Genomic DNA, 20,633 nt, shown 5'->3' with positions numbered 1-20,633 from the left:
GCGCCGTTGGTACTGCATGGGAGACCGTGTGGGAGAGTAGGACGCCGCCGGACATATATTGCAGGAAGGGCCCCGCCGACACGGCGGGGCCCTTCCTCATTTCACCCCGTGGCTCGGCCTTATGGCGAGCTATGAGGCGTTTCTGGTAAGCGTTTTCAACACTTGCCCAGACGGTGTGCTGCCCGGCCGCGCCTGGACGGGCTCACCGATGGCGAGTACTTCTGGGAGCCGGCGCCGGGCGCGTGGAGCGTCCGTCCGCGCGGCGAGGCGAAGAGCGCGATGGCCGCCGGAGCGGGGGAGTACGTCATCGACTTCGCCCGTCCGGAGCCCGTGCCCGTCCCGGTGACCACGATCGCCTGGCGGCTCGGGCACCTCATCGTCGGAGTGCTCGGCGTGCGGGTCGCCGGCCATTTCGGCGGGCCGCCCGTCGACTACCAGAGCTTCCGGTACGCGGCCTCCGCCGACGAGGCGCTCGCCCAACCCGGCGGTCCCGACACGGCCGTCCTGAATGCCGATGCCCTACCGTCGTCCCATGCCGCCGCTGTCGCCCCGCCTCGCGGAGGTCGTGGACGCGCTGCCAAGGCGGTCGCGCAGGCGATGGCGGCCTCGGCCGACGAGATCGCGTCCGGGCGGATGAGCGTACCGCGGGCCGCCGTCGAGGAGTTCGCGCTGCACGGGGGGCGAGGCACCCTTCGAGTTCGTGTTCGCCGTCCGGGGTGGGGACGCTCGACGGCCGCCGTCCGGACGCCGGCCGCAGGGCCGTGCGATGCGTCGCGGCGGCGCCGGCTCCTGGGGGCCGCCTCTCTTCATCGACGGAGGCGACCCGCTGCGGGAGATCGGCCACTGAGCCGGGCGCCGCTGGCGGGCTTAGCGGCCGAGGGCCGTGTCGAGGGTGGCGGCCCACTGGTCCAGCAGGCGGGTGCGGCGGGCCGAGTCGTCGGTGAGCAGGTCGGCGAGGCCGAGGCCGCGGACCAGGTCGAGGGTCGCCTGCACGGTCTCGCGGACGCCGGGGACGGTCTCGTCCGCGCCGAGGGCCTCGACGGTGAGGCGGTGCGCCTCCCGGCCCACGCGGGCTTCGAGGGGGACGACCTGCGCGCGGAGCTGCTCGTCGGAGGCGGCCGCGACCCAGAGTTGCAGCGCGGCGCGGAACAGCGGGCTCGTGTACATCTCGCCGAGCAGGGTCACGACGTCGAGGGTGGACGGGCGGTGGTCGGCGAGGGCGTCCAGGCGCTCGCGCATCTGCCTCATCCGCACCTCGGAGCCGTAGTCGACCGCCGCCGTCACCAGCTCCTCGCGCGTCCGGAAATGGTGCTGGGCGGCGCCCCGGGACACGCCCGCGCGCTCGGCGACCACCGCGACCGTCGTCCCCGCCCAGCCGACCGAGGCGAGGCAGCCGATGGCGGCCTCCAGGAGGCGCCGGCGGGTGGCGCGGCTGCGGTCCTGCTGCGGTTCGCGGGGGAGTGCCTGGGCGGTCATGGGTTCCTCGGCTCGGCGGATGCTCCAGTCAATCAAATCGTCCCGGCAAAAAACAATCATGCGCGATTGATTTTTTCTGGGCGGGCTGGCAGTGTTCAGCCATGAGCCAACCGCTGCGGGTCGGGAACGCCTCGGGCTTCTACGGCGACCGCTTCTCCGCGGTGCGGGAGATGCTGGAGGGCGGGGCGCTGGACGTCCTCACCGGCGACTACCTCGCCGAGCTGACCATGCTGATCCTGGGACGCGGCAGGATGAAGGACCCGGACGCCGGGTACGCCGCGACGTTCCTGCGGCAGATGGAGGAGTCCCTGGGCCTCGCGGCGGAGCGCCGTACCGCGATCGTCGCCAACGCTGGCGGGCTCAACCCGCGCGGCCTCGCGGAGCGGCTGCGCGAGCTGGCCGCGCGGCTCGGGCTGGAGGTGCGGATCGCCCACGTGGAGGGCGACGACCTGATGGCGCGGGCCGGTGAACTCGGCCTCGCGGACCCCCGCCATGGAGCACCGCTCACCGCCAACGCCTATCTGGGAGCCTGGGGCATCGCCGAGTGCCTGCTGGCCGGTGCCGATGTGGTGGTGACCGGGCGGGTCACCGACGCCTCGCTGGTGGTGGGGCCGGCCGCCGCGCACTTCGGGTGGGCACGTGACGACTGGGACGCGCTGGCGGGCGCGACCGCGGCCGGCCACGTCCTGGAGTGCGGGACGCAGGCCACGGGCGGCAACTACGCCTTCTTCGAAGAGATCTACAACGTAAAGGCGCCGGGCTTTCCCATCGCGGAGCTGTACGGCGACGGTTCCAGTGTCATCACCAAGCACGCGGGGACGGGCGGGGCCGTCACCACCGAGACCATCACGGCCCAGCTGCTGTACGAGATCGGCGGGCCGTCCTATGCCGGGCCGGACGTCACGACGCGGTTCGACACGATCGAGCTGGCGCAGGACGGGCCCGACCGGGTGCGCATCAGCGGGGTGCGCGGGGCACCGCCGCCGCCCACCACGAAGGTGAGCCTGAACCACCTGGGCGGCCACCGGAACGAGATGACGTTCGTCCTCACCGGGCTGGGCATCGAGGCCAAGGCGGAGTCGGTCAAGGCCCACATGGCGGCCGCGTTCGGAGACGCTCCGCCCGCCCGCGTGGAGTGGACGCTCATCGGAACCGCCGAGCAGGACCCGGCCACGCAAGGAGAGGCGACCGTGCTCCTCCGCTGCGCCGTCCTCGACCCCGACCCGGGCAAGGTCGGCCGTGCCTTCAGTAACGCGGCGGTGGAACTGGCACTCGCCGGCTACCCGGGTTTCACGATGACGTCCCCGCCCGGAAAGGGCGGCCCGTACGGGGTCTACACGCCCGCGTACGTCCCCAACGAGGTGATCGAGCACATCGCCGTCATGCCCGATGGCGCTCACGTCCCCATTCCGCCCGCGCCGGCCACGGCCCCCCTGCCGACCGCTTCCGAACCCGGTACCGAAGCGGTCGCCGACGCCGGGGTGACCGTCCGGGCTCCGCTGGGGCGGGTGGCCGGCGCCCGGAGCGGGGACAAGGGCGGCGACGCCAACATCGGCGTCTGGGCCCGGACGGACGCCCAGTGGCGCTGGCTCGAACCCTTCCTCACCGTGCGGCGGCTCGCAGAGCTGCTGCCCGAGACCGGGGAGCACGTCGTCCACCGGTACGTTCTGCCCAACCTCCGCGCGGTCAACTTCGTCGTCGAAGGGCTGCTGCAGGAGGGCGTTTCCGCCTCGACGCGGTTCGACCCGCAGGGCAAGGCCCTCGGAGAGTGGCTGCGGTCCCGCCTCGTCGACATCCCGGAGGGAGTCCTGTGACCCTCAAGAGCATGCTGGACGCGCGGAGCCCCGAATACCGGGAGCGGCGTGCGGCCATGCTGGACAAGCTGGCGGCGCTCGACGCCGAGCACGCCAGGGCGCTGGAGGGCGGCGGCGAGAAGTACGTCGCGCGGCACCGCAAGCGCGGGAAGCTGCTGGCGCGCGAGCGCATCGAGCTGCTCCTCGACCCCGACTCGCCGTTCCTGGAGCTGAGCCCCCTCGCCGCGTGGGGCAGCGACTTCCCCGTCGGCGCGAGCGTCGTCACCGGGATCGGCGTCGTCGAGGGCGTCGAGTGCGTGATCGTGGCGAACGATCCGACGGTGCGGGGCGGGTCCAGCAACCCGTGGACGGTGAAGAAGAGCTTCCGGGCGTCCGACATCGCGCTGGAGAACCGGCTGCCGGTCATCAACCTGGTCGAGTCGGGCGGCGCGGACCTGCCGACGCAGAAGGAGATCTTCATCCCGGGCGGGCGGATGTTCCGCGATCTCACCCGGCTGTCGGCGGCGGGCATCCCGACGATCGCGCTGGTCTTCGGCAACTCCACGGCCGGCGGCGCGTACATCCCCGGCATGTGCGACCACGTCGTCATGGTCAAGGAGCGCGCGAAGGTGTTCCTGGGCGGGCCGCCGCTGGTGAAGATGGCGACGGGGGAGGAGGCCGGCGACGAGGAGCTCGGCGGCGCGGAGATGCACGCCCGCACGTCCGGCCTCGCCGACTACATGGCCGCCGACGAGGCGGACGCGCTCCGGCTCGGCCGCCAGATCGTCAAGAACCTCAACCACCGCAGGCTCGGGCCGGCGCCCGGCCCGGCCGAGGAGCCGCTGTACGACGCGGAGGAACTCGCCGGGATCGTCCCCGAGGACCTGAAGGTCCCGTTCGATCCGCGCGAGGTGATCGCCCGGGTCGCCGACGGCTCCCGGTTCGACGAGTTCAAACCGCTCTACGGGACGAGCCTCGTCACCGGCTGGACGCGCGTCCACGGCTACCCGATCGGCGTCCTCGCCAACGCGCAGGGCGTCCTGTTCGGGGACGAGGCGCAGAAGGCGGCGCAGTTCATCCAGCTCGCCAACCAGAGCGACACCCCGCTGCTGTTCCTGCACAACACCACCGGCTACATGGTCGGCAGGGAGTACGAGCAGGCCGGGATCATCAAGCACGGCGCCCTGATGATCAACGCGGTGGCGAACAGCAGGGTGCCGCACATCACGATCGTGATGGGCGCCTCCTACGGGGCGGGGAACTACGGCATGTGCGGCCGGGCCTACGATCCCCGGTTCCTGTTCAGCTGGCCGTCGGCGAAGTCGGCGGTGATGGGGCCGCAGCAGCTCGCCGGCGTCCTGTCGATCGTCGCGCGGCAGGCGGCGGAGGCGCGCGGGCAGGCCTACGACGAGGACCAGGACCGCGCCATGCGGGAGATGGTCGAGGCCCAGATCGAGGCCGAGTCGCTGCCGTTCTTCCTGTCGGGGCGGCTCTACGACGACGGCGTGATCGACCCCCGCGACACCCGCACCGTCCTCGGCCTGTGCCTGTCCGCCGTCCACAACGCGCCCGTGCGCGGAGCCGACGGCTTCGGCGTCTTCCGGATGTGAGGCCAATGATCAACAGAGTGCTGGTCGCCAACCGCGGCGAGATCGCCCGCCGCGTCCTGCGGGCCTGCCGGGACCTCGGCATCGGGACGGTCGCGGTGTTCTCCGACCCCGACGCGGGCGCGCCGCACGTCCGGGAGGCGGACACCGCCGGGCGGCTGCCCGGCGCCGCCCCCGCCGAGACCTACCTGTCGGCGGAGCGGCTCCTCGCGGTCGCGAAGAGCGCCGGCGCGGACGCCGTCCACCCCGGCTACGGGTTCCTGTCGGAGAACGCCGGCTTCGCGCGGGCCGTCGCCGCCGCGGGCCTCACCTGGATCGGCCCGCCGCCGGACGCGATCGCCGCGATGGGCTCCAAGATCGAGGCCAAGAAGCTGATGGCCGCCGCGGGCGTCCCCGTGCTGCCCGAACTGGACCCGGACCGGGTCACCGGCGCCGACTTCCCGCTGCTGGTCAAGGCGTCCGCGGGCGGCGGCGGGCGCGGCATGCGGATCGTCCGGGCGCCGGGCGAACTGGCGGACGCCGTGGCCGGGGCGCGCCGCGAGGCCGAATCGGCGTTCGGCGACCCGGCCGTGTTCTGCGAGCCGCTGCTGGAGAACGCCCGGCACATCGAGGTGCAGGTCCTCGCCGACGCGCACGGCACCGTGTGGACGCTCGGCGAGCGCGAATGCTCGATCCAGCGCCGGCACCAGAAGATCATCGAGGAGGCGCCGTCTCCGGCGGTGCCGGCCGGGCTGCGCGCGCAGCTGTGCGAGGCGGCCGCGAACGCCGCCCGCGCCATCGGCTACACCGGTGCCGGGACGGTCGAGTTCATGCTCGCGCGGGACGGCCGCTTCTTCTTCCTGGAGGTCAACACCCGCCTCCAGGTCGAGCACCCGGTCACCGAGTGCGTGTACGGGGTGGACCTCGTCCGGCTGCAGATCGAGGTCGCCGAGGGCGCCCGCCTGGCCGAGGCCGTGCCCGAGCCGCGCGGCCACGCCATCGAGGTCCGCCTGTACGCCGAGGACCCCGCGCACGACTGGCGTCCAGCCAGCGGCACCCTGCGCACGTTCGAGGTGCCGGGCGTGGACGCCGAGTTCGCCGTCCCCGCGGCGCACGGGCTGCGGCTCGACAGCGGCGTGCGGAGCGGCGCCGAGGTCGGCGTCCACTACGACCCGATGCTCGCCAAGGTGATCGCGTGGGCGCCGACCCGCGCCGCCGCCGCCCGCAGGCTCGCCGCCGGGCTGCGCGGCGCCCGCATCCACGGCCTCACCACGAACCGCGACCTGCTCGTGCGGATCCTGGAGGAACCGGGCTTCCTGGACGGCGACACCGACACCGGCTACCTCGACCGCGTCGGCCTCGGCACCCTCGCGGCACCGCTGGCGAACGAAGCGGCGGTCGACGTCTCCGCGCTGGCCGCCGCCCTCGCCCAGGCCGCCGCGAACCGGGCCGCGGCACCGGTGCTCGGCCGGCTGCCGTCCGGGTGGCGCAACGTCCGGTCCCAGCCGCAGCGCAGGACGTTCGAGGGCCCCCACGGGACGGTCGACGTCGACTACGACCTGCGCAGGGACGGGCTGACCTCCGAGCTGTGCCCCGGCGCGTCCCTGGTCGGCGCCGCACCGGACCGGGTCGTCCTCGACCTGGACGGCCTCCGCGAGACCTTCACGGTGACCGCGGCCGGGGACGAGGTCCACGTCGACTCCCGCCTCGGCCCGGTCGCGCTGCGCGCCGTCCCGCGCTTCGCGGACCCGAGCGGCCAGATCGCTCCCGGCTCCCTCCTCGCCCCGATGCCCGGGACGGTCGTCCGCGTCGAGACGGAGGCGGGCGCGGACGTCGCCGAGGGGCAGACCCTCGTCGTCCTGGAGGCCATGAAGATGGAGCACCGCATCGCCGCCCCGTCCGCCGGGACGGTCGCGGAGCTGAACGTCGCCGCGGGGCAGCAGGTCGAGTCCGGCGCCGTCCTCGCCGTCATCGAATAGAAGGAAACGAGATCCCCCCATGAGCTTCGTCGAGAGCGAGGAGCGGCAGGCGCTGCGCGCGGCCGTCGCCGAACTGGGCGCCGAGTACGGCGCGTCCTACTACGTGGAGAAGGCCAAGTCGGGGCAGAAGACCGACGAGCTGTGGGCCGAGGCCGGCCGGCTCGGCTACCTCGGCGTCAACGTGCCGGAGGAGTACGGCGGGGGAGGCGGCGGCATCGGCGACCTCGCCGCCGTCTGCGAGGAGCTGGCCGCCGCGGGCTGCCCGCTGCTGCTGATGGTCGTGTCCCCGGCGATCTGCGCGACGATCATCGCCCGGTCCGGCACCGAGGACCAGAAGAGGCACTGGCTGCCGCGCTTCGCCGACGGCTCGGTCAAGATGGCGTTCGCGATCACCGAGCCCGACGCCGGCTCCAACTCGCACCGCATCACCACGACCGCGCGAAAGGACGGCGACGGCTGGGTGGTGAAAGGGCAGAAGACGTTCATCTCGGGCGTGGACGAGTCGGACGCCGTCCTGTTCGTCGCCCGCAGCCAGGACCAGAAGGGCAACCTCCGGCCCTCGCTGTTCATCGTCCCCAGGGACACGCCCGGCTTCACCTACACCCCCATCGACATGGAGATCGTGTCGCCGGAGAAGCAGTTCATCTGCCACCTCGACGACGTCCGGCTCCCTGACGACGCGCTGGTCGGGGACGAGGACGGCGGCCTGCTGCAGCTGTTCGCGGGCCTGAACCCGGAGCGGATCATGGCGTCGGCGATGGGCGCCGGGATCGGCCGCCTCGCCCTCGGCAAGGCGATCGGCTACGCCAGGGACCGGCAGGTGTTCAGGACGCCGATCGGCGCCCACCAGGGGCTCGCGCACCCGCTCGCCGCCGCCAAGATCGAGCTGGAGCTGGCGCGGCTGATGGGGCAGAAGGCCGCCTGGCTGTACGACGAGGGCGACGACGCGGGCGCGGGCGAGGCCGCGAACATGGCCAAGTACGCGACCGCCGAGGCCGCGATCCACTGCGTCGACCAGGCCATCCAGACCCATGGCGGCAACGGCCTCACCACCGAGTACGGCGTCGGGATGCTCGCCGGCGTCGTCCGGCTGATGCGCATCGCCCCGGTCAGCCGCGAGATGATCCTCAACTTCGTCGCCCAGCACTCCCTGGGGCTCCCCAAGTCGTACTGACCCAAGGATCACCCCAGCCCTTGCCTTACCTGGAGTGGGGATCTAGTTACTCTCTGTAGTAGCCAGGGCAGGATCGCCGAGGAAGCATTCAGTGAGGGCGAAAGGAACGATCATGCGCAGGCTTCTCTCGGTTCTGGTCCTGACGGCCGGCACGACGCTCGCCGGGTTCGTCGGCGTGGCGGCCGCGGCGCCGGCGGCTCCCGCCGCGCCGGCGGTCCACGCGTCCGCCATGCAGCACTGCGGCTGCGGCTGCTGCGGTCACCACCACGACCACGACGAGAACATCAACACCAATATCAACATCAACACCTGATCGGCCCCGCCGGCGGAGGTCTCCGCGACCTCCGCCGGGCGGCATCCGCGAGACGCCCGTCCGCCGGCGCCGCCGCCGGGGCGTCAGGCGAGCGGGGCGAGCAGCGCGTCCAGCTGGGCTTCGAGCGGCACCGGCGCGGTGCGGCGGTTGTCGACGGCGAGGTGCGGTACCGGGGGAGGCTCGTCCGGGCGCATCCGTGCCGTGAACGCCTCGAAGGCGGCCAGTTTGGCGGTGTCGCGAGGCGACCCGCGACCCTCCAGGCGGTGACGGAGCGTCACCGCGTCCGACCGGATCCAGACGAGCCGGACGGGCGGCCCGCCGAGCTCCGCGACCCACTCCGCCCAGCGGGCCGCGTCCCGGATCTGCCCGGTGAACGGCCCGCTCAGCAGCACCGGGCAGCCCTGCGACCGGACCTCCCGGGCCGTCGCGGTCATCCCCGAGTACTCGTGCCGCTTGACGTGCTCGTCGTACCAGGGGCCCTCGCGCTCGCCCGGGTCGCGGGAGGACGCCGCGAGCACCGCCGCCACGAACGGCCCGTACATCGTGTCCTTGTCCAGCAGCGCCGGCACCGGGCGCAGCCGCCGCAGCAGCAGGCCGGACACGGTCGTCTTGCCGCTGCCGGGCGGGCCCGCCACCACCCACACCGGCGCCGCGGCAGCCTCCGCCGTCACGTCGCCAGGCGCATGCGCCGCGTCGCGAGCCGCTCGATGCGCGCCTCGTCGATCTCGTGGCCGAGGCCCGGCTGGGTGAGCGGGACGCCGACGACGCCGCCGGACGAGCGGACCGGCGGCGTCACGAACACCGGCCCGCCCGCCGGGTCCGACACGTCGCTCGGCAGTGTGCAGCCCGGCAGTGCCGCGAGCGCGACCGCCGCGGCCTGCCCGATCCCGAACGCGCCGGTCCCGCTGCACCACACGTCCCAGCCCGCCGCGTACGCCAGGTCGTGGGCGCTGCGCGCCGCGGTCAGGCCGCCGAGCCGGTCCAGCCGCAGATGCAGCGCGCGGCCCGCGCCCAGCGACAGCGCCGCCTCCAGGGCCTCCAGGTCACCGGCGGCCGGCGCGACGGCGGTGCCCACCCGCACCTGGAGCCGGGCGTGCGCGGCGAGGTCGCCGGCCGGGAACGGGCGCTCCAGCGCCGCCAGGCCGTAGGCGTCCAGCGCCTCCAGCGCCGTCAGGTGGCCCGGCGACTCGGTGTAGCCGTGCCCCGCGTCCGCGACGAGGGCCAGCGCCGGATACGCCTGCCTGATCGCGCGGACCGGCTCGACGTCCCAGCCGGGGCGGATGTCGAGCGTGACGCGGGTGTGGCCCGCTCCAACGGCCTTGTTGACGCGGGCCGTGATCGTGTCGAGCGCCGGCTCGGGGGTGATCCGCGCGCCCGTCACGATGGACGTGCGGGTGCCGCCGAGCGCGTGCGCGAGCGGCAGGCCGCGCGTCCGGCACCACAGGTCCCAGCAGGCGGTGTCGACGGCCGCGGCGGCCTCGCTGGCGCCGAGGTCGGCGGCGGCGGACACGTCCTCGGGCCGGTCCCAGTCGAGGCCGATGAGGGCGGGCCCCATCCGCTGCTCGATGTCCGCCCAGGCGGTGCCCGAAGTCCCCGCGGCGACGGGCATCTCACCCCAGCCGACCGCGTCGCCGGCGTCGAGCCGGACGAGCACGCTCTGCGGCCGCCGCCCGCGCGGCATCGCCACCTGGAAGGCGTCGCAGCACTGGATCGAAGGCACCCCTCACCCGCCCTTTCGCCGAGGTCGTCTCCCTCTATGATCCACCCGGTCCGGCCCGCTGCCGGCCATCACGGGCAGGTGGCCTCCAGCGACACCGGCTTGCTGTCGGGCTTCGGCGGCGCCGACCCGTCCGGGGACGGGCTCTCCGGCGTACTCGGGGACGCGCCCGGGGAGCCGCTCTGGCCACCGCTCGGGGGCGCGCTCACCGCGTGCGGGTCGCTGTTGACGGCATCGGACGCCAGCTTGCGGATGAGCTTGAAGTCGGGGTTGCCCGAGTAGACCAGCGGCGGCACGAACTGCAGGCTGCGGATCTCCGCGCCGTCCTTGACCTTGTTCGACAGCTTCACCAGCGCGGGCAGCAGCTCCTGCGGGATGTCGGTGGCCAGCGTCCGCTTGGCGGCGGCGGCGAGCTTGTCGAAGCTGGTCAGGACGGTCTGCGGGTCGGCCTGCTCGGCGATCGCGCGCATCAGGCACTTCTGCCGGCCCATCCGGACGTAGTCGCTGCTGTTGGTGCGCGAGCGCCCGTACCAGAGGGCCTCCTTGCCGTCCAGCGTCCGGTAGCCGGGCGGCAGCACGGCGCCCTGCAGCCCGTACGGGATCGGCTCGGTGACCTTGATCTTGACGCCGCCCATGGCGTCGACGATGTCGGCGAACCCGAACATGTCGACGAGGATGTAGTAGTCGACGCGGAGCCCGAGGACGCCGGCGATGGTGGCCTTCAGCAGCTCGGGGCCGCGGTGGTTCTTCGGGACGCCAGGCACCACGTCCGGGTGCTGCTCGGCGTACTCGTACACCTCGTTCAGCAGGCCCGGGTTCAGCGGGCCGTCGCCGGTGAAGCCGTAGGGGAACCGGTCGCGGGCCGGGCCGGGCGGCATCGGGAACTTCTCCAGGTTGCGCGGCAGGCTCAGCAGCACCGTGTCGCCGGTCTCGGTGTCCACGCTGGCGACCGTCATGCTGTCGGTGCGCACGCCGGTGCGGTCGGCGGCGGAGTCGCCGCCGAGGAGCAGGATGTTCACGCGGGCCTGCCCGTTGAACGGGTCCTCGGTGTCGACCTGCCTGCCGTTCTCGCTGCCGGTGCGGAAGATGCTCGTCAGCGCGTCGCGGTAGACGTAGGTGCTGTGCGCCGACCACGCCACCGGGACGCCGACGGCGAAGCACATCACCGCGACCGACGCCGCCCCGAGCGCCCTGGCGCTGATCGGCATCCGCAGCGGCCGCAGGATCTGGTACGAGCGGATCACGACGAGGACCCACACCACGCCCAGCGCGACCAGCCCCGCGGACAGGCGCTGCAGCACGTCCGGCTGGACGGCGAGGTGCAGCAGGTCGGAGCGGTACACGGTGGCGGCCGCCGCGACGGCGGCGGCGATCGCGGCGTACAGGGCGAGCAGCAGGGAGCCGGCGATCCGGCGGCCGGTGACGAAGTGGGCGACGCCCCAGACCAGTGCGGACGCGAGGGTCAGCGCGAGCGCGCGGGGGAGCCCCCGCGCACCTCCGGGAGAACCGTCTCCGTCTCTCTCCCGCGCATGTCGACTCGCCGACCGACCCATGTACGCTCCGATTCCCACCCACGGTGATTTAAGCCCCGGCTCACATGATGGACGCGCGGAACCGGGCAAAGGTTGCGTGGGAGTCGACCGCATGCGAGCGGGTGTTGCCTCTGGGACAGCTGATGATCAGGATAGGGAATCGGGCCCCGTTTTGGGGAGCCCGGCGCCCGATCGGCGCCGGGCCGGCGGCGTCACCAGCTCGTGGACAGCGGCATTCCCTCGGCGTATCCGGACGGGTTCTGGATCCCGACCGTCGCCCGCTCGTGGAACTCCTCCAGCGTGCGCGCGCCCGCGTAGGTGCAGGAGCTGCGCAGCCCCGCCACGATCTGGTCGATCAGGTCCTCCACACCGGGGCGGCGCGGGTCCAGGAACATCCGGGACGTGGAGATGCCCTCCTCGAACAGCGCCTTGCGCGCCCGGTCGAACGGGGAGTCCTCGGCGGTGCGCAGCCCCACGGCCCGCGCCGACGCCATCCCGAAGCTCTCCTTGTACAGCCGACCGTCGGCGGAGCGCTGCAGGTCGCCCGGCGACTCGTAGGTACCGGCGAACCAGGAGCCGACCATCACGTTCGCGGCGCCCGCCGCGAGCGCGAGGGCCACGTCGCGGGGGTGCCGGACGCCGCCGTCCGCCCACACGTGCCGGCCGAGCCGGCGCGCCTCGGCGGCGCACTCCAGGACGGCGGAGAACTGCGGGCGCCCCACCCCGGTCATCATCCGGGTCGTGCACATCGCGCCGGGCCCCACGCCGACCTTGACGATGTCGGCGCCCGCCTCGATCAGGTCCCGGGTGCCCTCGGCGGTCACCACGTTGCCCGCCACGATCGGGACGGCCGGGTCCAGGCCGCGGACGGCGGCGAGCGCGCTCATCATCTTGTCCTGGTGGCCGTGCGCGGTGTCCACGACGATCAGGTCCGCGCCGGCCTCCAGCAGCGCCTTGGCCTTCCCGGCGACGTCGCCGTTCACCCCGACCGCCGCGGCGATCCGCAGCCGCCCGGCCGCGTCCACGGCGGGCCGGTAGAGGGTGGCGCGCAGCGCGCCGGTGCGGGTCAGCACGCCCGCGAGGCGGCCGCCGGCGTCGACGACGGGCGCGAGCCGGTGCCCGCGCTCGTGCAGCCGGTCGAAGGCCGCGCGCGGGTCCACGCCGGCCGGGACCGTCACGAGGTCGCGGGACATGATGTCGCGGAGCTGGGCGAACCGGTCGACGCCCTGGCAGTCGGCCTCGGTGACCACGCCGACCGGGCGGTCGTCCTCGACGACGATCACGGCGTTGTGCGCCCGCTTCGGCAGCAGCGCGAGGGCGTCGCCGGCCGTGCTGCCCGGATCCAGCCGGATCGGGGTGTCCACGACCAGGTCGCGCCCCTTCACCCAGCCGATGACCTCGGCCACCACGTCGGCGGGGATGTCCTGCGGGAGGACCGCGATCGCGCCGCGCCGGGCGACGGTCTCGGCCATCCGGCGGCCGGACACGGCCGTCATGTTGGCGACCACCAGCGGGATCGTCGTCCCGCTGCCGTCCGAGGCCGACAGGTCGACGTCCAGGCGCGACCCGACCGGGGACCGGCGGGGGACCATGAAGACGTCGTTGTAGGTCAGGTCGTGAGCGGAGCGCTCACCGTTCAGCAGGTGCACGGCTGTACTACACACCAATCGCGGTTCTGAGTGGCTGGGCCACCGTACATTGTCGGCCATACCCGGCGATGGTGCGGTCACGCCCGCGGCCGGGGCGGCCCGCGGGCCCCTGCCCAGGGGTGATGACCCCGTGTCCGTGCGGTGCGGCCGGCCGATTCGAAGCGATGTTCCGGCCTTCTTCCAGGCATAACGAAAATGAACCGCCGGACCCGGTCGAAAACGGTGCAACGTGGGGCTTGGCTCTCTGTAAAGTTACCTCTTGACGTAACTGCGCCCACGATGCACTTTTTTTACATGTGTCTCACGCGGACGGCGGACCCGCCGTAAGGGGCGTGACAGCAGAACACCGGGAGAAGCCGCATGCAGCTCAGGCACGTGAGCCCGGTCAGCCGCGCCCGCCGTCCCCGCCGCGCGCCCTCCCGGCCGTGCGGCGCGCGCGGTCCCGGCGCGTACCGGCGCGGGCGCCGGGGCGGCCGGGGCCGCGCCCCGCGCCCGCCGCCCGGAGCGCGTCCGCCATGCGCGCCGGACCGGGACCCGTTGCGCTGCCGCAGCGGTTTTCGCGGCGGCCGAAACGTCGCCGCGCCGCGTCGCCCGCCGACGCTTCGACGGCCGCCGGGCATGGCGAACACGAGCAAGATCAATATTTGACGTCTAACCGTCCCGAAATGGAATGATCTTGCAGTTGCCGACAAACCGATTCATGACACGTCGAGGAGGAGAGCCGTGCTGGATGCGGTCGACGCCGTGCTCGTCCGCGAGCTCCAGCGGGATGGCAGGGCGACGTTCCAGGCGCTGGCCGATCGCGTCGGGCTTTCCCGCACGGCCGTGCGGGCACGGGTGCAGCACCTTCTCGAAACGCAGGTCGTCCGCGTCGTCGGCATCGTGCACGCCGCCGTCGTGGGCGCGGAGGCGATCGGGCACGTCTCGCTCACCGTGGACGGCTCCGCCCGGGAGGCGGCCGCGGCCGTCGCCGAGCGGCCCGCCGTCAGCTTCGCCGCGCTGATCGCCGGCCCGTACGACCTGGTCGCGCAGGTGCGCACCCGCGACGACGCCGCGCTCGCGGCCGAGGTGGACCTGATCCGGTCCCTCCCCGGCGTGCGCGCGGCGGAGGTGTTCCGGTCGGTGTCCACCGTGCGCGACAAGCACGCGGTGGTGCGCGAGCTCGGCGAGGTCAGCCTCGACGACATCGACTGGCGGCTGCTGCACGAGCTGCAGCGCGACGGGCGCGCCCCCTACACCCGGCTCGCCCAGGTCATCGGCCTGTCGCAGGCCGCCACCCGCGCGCGGGTGGTCCGGCTCATGCGCACCGGCGTCATCCAGGTCACCGGGCTGGCCGACCCGCTCGCCCTCGGCGCCGCCGAGCTCGGCGGGTTCGGCCTCGTGGTGACCGGCGGGCTGCGCAAGGTCGCGGAGGCGGTCGCCGCCCAGGACGGCATCCGCTACCTGGCGACCGGGTTCGGCCGCTACGACATCGTCGGGCAGGCCGAGGCGGCGTCCCGCGCCGAGCTGGTGGCCGTGCTCGACGCCGTCAGGTCCGTGCCCGGCGCGACGGTGCGGGAGTCCTGGCACCACCTGGACGTGGTGAAGGAGTCCTACGCCGTCGAGCTTCCCGAGCAGCGCCTCAACGGGTCGTCCTGACCGACCCGGGCCCCGGCCGCGGCGACCCCCGCGGCCGGGGCGGCACCTCCTAGTCGCGGTCGAGGGCGACCTCCTCCAGGTCCAGCTCGTGCATGACGCGGGTGAGGACCTCGTCGTCGATGCGGCGCTCGTCCCGCAGCCGGACGAACACCCGCCGCTCGGCCGCCAGCATCTCCCGGCGCAGCCGCCGGTACGTCGCGGTCGGCACCTCCTCGCCCGCCGGGCCCGTCCCGCCGCCGAGTCGCTCCCAGGCGCGCAGCTGCCGCTGCTCGGCGATCCGGCGGAGCCGCTCCACCACCGCCTCGTCCAGCCGCTCCGCGGCGTCCAGCTCCTCCAGCCGCTCCAGCGCCGCCCGCGCCGCCGCGTGCTGGGCCCCCGCCTCCGCGACGGTGTCGGCGTAGCGCTCCCGCGCCCCGCCGATGCGCAGCGCGCGGATCAGCGCCGGGAACGTCAGCCCCTGCACGAGCAGCGTCCCGAGGACGGTCGTGAACGTCAGGAACAGGATCAGGTCGCGGCCCGGGAACGGCCCGCCGGCCGCGGTGAACGGGATCGCGAACGCGGCGGCCAGCGACACGACCCCGCGCATCCCCGCCCACGACACCACCGTCAGGCCGCGCCACCCCTGGTCCTCCCGCGCCCGCTCGCGCCGCGACAGCAGCCGGGGGATCCGCGAGGCGGGGAACACCCAGGCGAAGCGCGCCGCCACGGTGACCGCGAAGACCGCGACCGCCCACCAGGCCAGCTGCTGCCAGCTCCGCTCCGACAGGCCGTGCAGGACCGGGCGCACCTGCAGCCCGATCAGCAGGAAGACCACCGACTCCAGCAGGAAGACCATGACCTTCCAGAACGAGTGGCCGATCAGCCGGGTCACCGCCGCCGACTCGGTGGCCCGGTGCCCGAGGTACAGGCCGCTGACGACCACGGCGATCACCCCGGAGGCGTGCACGCTCTCGGCGATCAGGTAGGCCGCGAACGGCGCGACCAGCGCGACGCCGTTCTCCACCAGCGGGTCGTGCAGCCGGGTCCGCAGCCAGTGCAGCGGCGGGCCGAGCAGCAGCCCGACCGCCGCGCCCGCGGCGGCGGCGAACGCGAACCGCCCGACCCCCTCGGCCAGCGTGAACCCGGCGCCCGTCGCCGCCGTCAGCGCCACCCGGAACGCCGTCAGCGCCGTCGCGTCGTTGAACAGGCTCTCCCCGACCAGCACCGTCACCGTCCGGCGCGGCAGCCCGAGGCGCTGCGCGACGCTCACCGCCGCGACCGCGTCCGGCGGCGCCACGATGGCGCCGAGCACGAACGCCGCCGGCAGCGGCAGCCCGGGGACGAGCAGGTGCGCCGCGTAGCCCACGGCGAACGTGGTGAACAGCACCAGCCCGACCGACAGCAGCCCGATCGACCAGGCGTTCTCGCGCATGTTGGCGAACGAGCTCTGCCAGGCCGCCGCGAACAGCAGCGGCGGCAGGAACACGAACAGGACGAACTCGGGGTCCAGCTCGAACTCCGGGATCCCCGGGACGTACGAGACGCCCAGGCCCGCGATCACCAGGATCAGCGGCGACGGCAGCCCGGCGCGCCGCGCCCCCGCGGCCACCATCAGCGCCGCCACCGGGACGGCCAGCAGCCAGAGTGCGTGCGTCGTCTCCACTCGCCAGATCATGACATGACCGGCGGCGCACGGCGGTCGGCCGAGTCACGCGGAGGGGACGCCCGGCACCCGCCCGAGCAGTCCTGCCTGGTCAGTGCGCGTCGCGCCCGGACTCCTTGGCGAAGGCCAGGAAGTCGCGCGCCGCGGGCGGCAGCCGGCGGTGCGCGTGCACGAGCCCGATCATGCGGGTGATCGGCGGCAGGAACGAGCGGACCGCCACGCCCTCGGTGTCCTCGATCTGGTTGCGGTACCACAGCAGGGAGCCCATCCCGGCGCGGACCCAGCCGAGCCACGCGCCCCGCTCGTCGGACTCCACCGCGGCGACCGGGGTCGCGCCGACGCGGCGCAGCACGGCGTCGATCTCGGCGCGCAGGGCGGTGCCGCGGGACGGCAGGACGAGCCGCATGCCGTCCAGCGCCGCGGGCGGCACCGGCTCGCGCACGCGCAGCGCGGGCGGCGAGACCAGCACCACCTCCCGCTGCTCGAACGGGTGCGCGGACATGTCGCCGGGGACGGGCAGGTCGGTGAGCGCGAGGTCGGCGCGGCCCGCGCGCAGCGCCGCCGCGACCTGGTCGCGGTCCTCGCAGCGGACCACCCGGACCCGGGTGGCGGGCTGGTGGCGGGCGAAGCGGGGGACGAGCCGCCCGGTCAGCTCCGGCTCCAGCGACGCGGTGACCGCGATGCGCAGCTCTGCGCCGCGCCCGTTGGCGCGGGCGACCGACAATCCCTCGATCGCCTCGACGGCGTCCAGCGCGACGCGGGCCTGCCGGACGACCTGCTCGCCGACGGGGGTGAGGACGACGCCGCGGCCCGACCGGGCGAACAGCTCGACGCCGAGTTCGCGCTCCAGCTCGCGCACCGCCCGCGACAGCGCGGGCTGGGCCACGTAGAGAGCCTGGGCCGCCGACGTCATCGTGCCGTGGTCGGCGGTCGCCACGACATAGCGCAGCTGCCGCAGATTCATGTGCCGACCGTATGCCACCGAACCGCTCCGGTCCTGGACATAGCCGGAATCGGCCCGGGGGATCGGGCCCCCGGGCCGGTCAGGCGCGCGGTCCGGGCGCCGGACCGTCGGCGGACGCGACGGTGTCCGGCTCCGGCTGCAGCGGCGGCGCCCCGACGGCGCAGTGGCTCCGGCACTCCGGCTGGAGCGCCGCCCCCGACGGGGTCCGCAGCGTGTCGTCGTGGACGGTGAAGAAGGTCAGCGCGGCCCCGGCGACCAGGAGCACGGCGGACACCGCCATCGCCGTCCAGTACCCGCCGGAGAAGGCCGCCGGGTCCGCGAGGGCGTCGCCGGTCAGCCCGGCCAGCGGCGGGATCGCCGCGACCGCCAGCAGCCCGGCGGCCCGCGCCACCGCGTTGTTGACGCCGCTGGCCACGCCCGCGTGCCGGGCGTCGGCGGTGGCGAGGACGGTCGCGGTGAGCGGCGCGACCACCGCCGACAGGCCGAGCCCGAACACCAGCACGGCGGGCAGCACCTCCCGCAGGTAGGAGGCGTCCCGCCCGATCCGGCCGACGAGCAGCATCCCGCCGGCGGCCACCAGCAGCCCCGCGGTCATCGGCAGCCGCGGCCCGACCTTCTGCGCGAGCGCGCCCGCCCGCGCGGACAGCAGCAGCATCAGCACGGTCACCGGCAGCAGCGCGGCCCCCGCCGCGATCGGCGAGAACCCGCTCACGACCTGGAGGTTCAGCACGACCAGGAAGAACAGCACGCCCATCCCGCCGTACATCAGGAACGTGACGACGTTGACGGCGGAGAACTGCCGGGAGCCGAACACGCCGAGCGGCAGCATCGGCTGCGGTACCGCGCCCGAGCCGCCGCGCCGCGCGCCCGGCAGCCGCCGGCCCCGGCCGCGGGTCCGCTCGACCAGCACGAACCCGGCGGCGGCCGCCACGCCCAGCACGGCCGCCGCCCCGATCACCGGCGGCGCGGCGTTGCCGCCCGGCGCCTCGGTGAGCGCGTACGTCGTCCCGGCCAGCGCCAGCGCCGCCAGCGCCGCGCCGAGCACGTCGAACCGCCCGTGCGCGTCCGGGTCGGCGCTCTCCGGGACGTGCCGCAGCGACACCAGCACCACCAGCGCGGACAGCGGCACGTTCAGCAGGAACACCCACCGCCACCCGGCCGCCTCCACCAGCCAGCCGCCCGCGAACGGGCCGATCGCCGCCGCGACGCCGCCGAGGCCCGACCAGGCGCCGACCGCGCGGGGCCGGTCGTCGGCGGCGAACGACGACTGGATGATCGCCAGCGACCCCGGTGTGAGCAGCGCCCCGCCCACCCCCTGCAGCGCCCTCGACAGGATCAGCATCTCGATGTTCGCCGCGAGCCCGCACAGCACGGACGCGGCGGCGAACCACACGACGCCGATGAGGAACACCCGGCGCCGCCCGAACCGGTCGCCGAGCGACCCGCCGAGCAGGATGAACCCGGCGAGCGTCAGCGTGTAGGCGTTGACCGTCCACTGCAGGCCGGAGATGTCGGCGTCCAGGTCCCGCCCGAGGGCGGGCAGCGCCACGTTCACGACCGTCGAGTCGAGCAGCGCCACGCCCGACCCGAGCACGGTCGCCAGCAGGATCCAGCGCCCCGGCCCGCTTCGCAGCGGGACGTCCGGCATCAGACGATCAGTTCATCGACGAAGCACCAGCGCCAGTCCTCATCCGGCTCGAACGACCGGACGACCGGGTGCCCCTCCTTCTGGAAGTGCGCGGTGGCGTGCCGCATGGGGGAGGAGTCGCAGCAGCCCACATGCCCGCAGCCGAGGCACAGCCGCAGGTGCACCCACCGCGTCCCCTCCTCCAGGCACTCCTGGCATCCCTGCGGAGTGCCGGGCGGCGGATCGGTCGCCGGAAGGGATTGCACGTGCTCACAAAAGCCCATATGTGCATGGTGCCACGCGGACGGTCAGGGGATCACCAATGGTCGGGGCTGAACGGCTCGTCCTCGGGGCGGGCCGACTCCGACAGCAGCCGCAGGTCCGACTCGACCATCATCGTCACCAGGCCCTCGAACGTGACCTCCGGCTCCCAGCCGAGCTGCTCGCGGGCCCTCTTCGGGTCGGCGCACAGCAGGTCGACCTCCGCCGGACGCGTGTACTTGGCGTCCAGGACGACGTGGTCCTCCCAATTCAGGCCCGCGGTGCGGAACGCGAACTCCACCAGCTCCCGCACCGACTGCGTTTGGCCCGTTCCGATGACGAAGTCCTCGGGGGAGTCCTGGGCGAGCATCAGCCGCATCGCGCGGGCGTAGTCGCCCGCGTAGCCCCAGTCGCGGCGCGCGTCCAGGTTGCCGAGGCGCAGCTCCTGGGCCAGGCCCAGCTTGATGCGCGCCGCGCCCAGCGACACCTTCCGCGTGACGAACTCGGCGCCGCGGCGCGGCGACTCGTGGTTGAACAGGATCCCGCTGACCGCGAACATCCCGTAGGACTCGCGGTAGTTCTGCGTGATGTAGTGCCCGTAGCTCTTCGCGACCCCGTACGGGCTGCGGGGGTGGAACGGGGTCCGCTCGTTCTGCGGCGTCTCCCGGACCATCCCGAACATCTCCGACGACGACGCCTGGTAGAAGCGGATCTGCTCGCGGTCGGGCGTCCGGGACGGGCTGATGCCCGACACCACGCGGATCGCCTCCAGCATCCGCAGCACGCCCATGCCGGTGACCTCGGCGGTGAGCTCGGCCTGCTGCCAGGACATGGGGACGTAGGAGATCGCGCCCAGGTTGTAGACCTCGTCGGGCTGCACCCGCTCCACCGCCGAGATCAGGCTGCCCTGATCCAGCAGGTCGCCGGCGGTGATCTGCACGTCGCCGATGTGCTTGCGCAGCCGCGACACGTGGGGGTTCGCCTGCCCCCGCACCAGGCCCCAGACCTCGTATCCCAGCTCAAGCAGATGCTCGGCCAGATACGAGCCGTCCTGTCCGGTGATGCCGGTGATGAGTGCTCGCCTGGACAGCGGATCCTCCATGGCTGAAATAGGTCGATGCGAGGCCCACCGCGGTGAACCCGGGGTGAGCGTGAAATATGAGATTACCGACCACGACGGGGCGATGACGAGGGAGGGCTCCGTTTGAACCGAATTCACTTCTGGTTCGCCCGCCGCGGCCCACTTCACCGGCGAGACCCCCGGCGCGGCGGGCGGCCGGCG

Annotated in this window: 16 protein-coding genes; 6 read left to right on the top strand and 10 right to left on the bottom strand. The window is 73.8% G+C overall.

Annotated elements, in window-relative coordinates:
• Positions 1 to 867: 867 nt before the first annotated feature.
• Entirely contained in the window at positions 868 to 1,476 is a 609-nt protein-coding gene (locus ABZ806_RS33730; protein WP_500221505.1) for a TetR/AcrR family transcriptional regulator, read from the bottom strand.
• Positions 1,477 to 1,577: 101 nt separating this feature from the next.
• Between ABZ806_RS33730 and ABZ806_RS33725 the strand changes: the two genes are divergently transcribed.
• From ABZ806_RS33725 to ABZ806_RS33705, 5 genes are all read left to right on the top strand, one after another.
• Positions 1,578 to 3,290, top strand: a complete 1,713-nt coding sequence (locus ABZ806_RS33725) for an acyclic terpene utilization AtuA family protein (RefSeq protein WP_500221504.1) — start codon at positions 1,578 to 1,580, stop codon at positions 3,288 to 3,290.
• Between the two features lie 11 nt (positions 3,291 to 3,301).
• Positions 3,302 to 4,879, top strand: coding sequence for an acyl-CoA carboxylase subunit beta (locus tag ABZ806_RS33720; RefSeq protein WP_500221507.1), 1,578 nt, complete (start codon positions 3,302 to 3,304; stop codon positions 4,877 to 4,879).
• 5 nt (positions 4,880 to 4,884) lie between these two features.
• Positions 4,885 to 6,834 (top strand): acetyl/propionyl/methylcrotonyl-CoA carboxylase subunit alpha, encoded by a 1,950-nt coding sequence (locus ABZ806_RS33715; RefSeq protein WP_500221503.1) that lies wholly within the window; start codon positions 4,885 to 4,887, stop codon positions 6,832 to 6,834.
• Between the two features lie 19 nt (positions 6,835 to 6,853).
• Positions 6,854 to 8,008 (top strand): acyl-CoA dehydrogenase family protein, encoded by a 1,155-nt coding sequence (locus ABZ806_RS33710; protein ID WP_500221502.1) that lies wholly within the window; start codon positions 6,854 to 6,856, stop codon positions 8,006 to 8,008.
• A 112-nt stretch (positions 8,009 to 8,120) separates the two neighbouring features.
• Entirely contained in the window at positions 8,121 to 8,321 is a 201-nt protein-coding gene (locus ABZ806_RS33705) for a hypothetical protein (protein ID WP_500221501.1), read from the top strand.
• 83 nt (positions 8,322 to 8,404) lie between these two features.
• On the opposite strand, the gene ABZ806_RS33700 is transcribed toward ABZ806_RS33705, so the two are convergent.
• The 4 genes from ABZ806_RS33700 to ABZ806_RS33685 all read right to left on the bottom strand — a co-directional run bounded on the left by ABZ806_RS33700 (position 8,405) and on the right by ABZ806_RS33685 (position 13,219).
• Positions 8,405 to 8,992, bottom strand: a complete 588-nt coding sequence (locus tag ABZ806_RS33700) for a P-loop nucleotide/nucleoside kinase family protein (RefSeq protein ID WP_500221500.1) — start codon at positions 8,990 to 8,992, stop codon at positions 8,405 to 8,407.
• Entirely contained in the window at positions 8,989 to 10,041 is a 1,053-nt protein-coding gene (locus ABZ806_RS33695; protein WP_500221499.1) for an enolase C-terminal domain-like protein, read from the bottom strand. Before ABZ806_RS33695 ends, ABZ806_RS33700 begins: the two co-directional genes overlap by 4 nt.
• A 68-nt stretch (positions 10,042 to 10,109) precedes the next feature.
• On the bottom strand, positions 10,110 to 11,591 hold the full coding sequence (locus ABZ806_RS33690) for an LCP family protein (RefSeq protein WP_500221498.1): 1,482 nt from the start codon (positions 11,589 to 11,591) through the stop codon (positions 10,110 to 10,112).
• A gap of 191 nt (positions 11,592 to 11,782) precedes the next feature.
• Entirely contained in the window at positions 11,783 to 13,219 is a 1,437-nt protein-coding gene (locus ABZ806_RS33685; protein ID WP_500221497.1) for a GuaB1 family IMP dehydrogenase-related protein, read from the bottom strand.
• A 723-nt stretch (positions 13,220 to 13,942) separates the two neighbouring features.
• On the opposite strand from ABZ806_RS33685, the gene ABZ806_RS33680 reads away from it, so the two are divergent.
• On the top strand, positions 13,943 to 14,857 hold the full coding sequence (locus ABZ806_RS33680; protein WP_500221496.1) for an Lrp/AsnC family transcriptional regulator: 915 nt from the start codon (positions 13,943 to 13,945) through the stop codon (positions 14,855 to 14,857).
• 49 nt (positions 14,858 to 14,906) lie between these two features.
• On the opposite strand, the gene ABZ806_RS33675 is transcribed toward ABZ806_RS33680, so the two are convergent.
• From ABZ806_RS33675 to ABZ806_RS33655, 5 genes are all read right to left on the bottom strand, one after another.
• Positions 14,907 to 16,499 (bottom strand): Na+/H+ antiporter, encoded by a 1,593-nt coding sequence (locus tag ABZ806_RS33675; protein WP_500221495.1) that lies wholly within the window; start codon positions 16,497 to 16,499, stop codon positions 14,907 to 14,909.
• Between the two features lie 91 nt (positions 16,500 to 16,590).
• Complete coding sequence (locus ABZ806_RS33670; protein ID WP_500221494.1) at positions 16,591 to 17,463, bottom strand: LysR family transcriptional regulator; 873 nt, start codon at positions 17,461 to 17,463, stop codon at positions 16,591 to 16,593.
• Positions 17,464 to 17,542: 79 nt separating this feature from the next.
• Positions 17,543 to 19,111 (bottom strand): MFS transporter, encoded by a 1,569-nt coding sequence (locus ABZ806_RS33665; RefSeq protein ID WP_500221493.1) that lies wholly within the window; start codon positions 19,109 to 19,111, stop codon positions 17,543 to 17,545.
• Positions 19,111 to 19,356 carry a ubiquitin carboxyl-terminal hydrolase 14 gene (locus tag ABZ806_RS33660; RefSeq protein ID WP_500221492.1) on the bottom strand — a complete coding sequence of 82 codons (246 nt, stop codon included), beginning with the start codon at positions 19,354 to 19,356 and terminating at the stop codon, positions 19,111 to 19,113. Before ABZ806_RS33660 ends, ABZ806_RS33665 begins: the two co-directional genes overlap by 1 nt.
• 50 nt (positions 19,357 to 19,406) lie before the next feature.
• A complete protein-coding gene (locus ABZ806_RS33655; RefSeq protein WP_500221506.1) occupies positions 19,407 to 20,441 on the bottom strand; it encodes a GDP-mannose 4,6-dehydratase in 1,035 nt (344 codons plus the stop codon).
• Between the last annotated feature and the right edge of the window lie 192 nt (positions 20,442 to 20,633).

Origin of the sequence: Spirillospora sp. NPDC047418 (assembly GCF_040643275.1) — a bacterium.
Taxonomy (GTDB): Bacteria; Actinomycetota; Actinomycetes; order Streptosporangiales; family Streptosporangiaceae; genus Spirillospora.
Note: the sequence above shows the minus strand (reverse complement) of the source record. Positions and strands in the feature narration are given on the sequence as shown.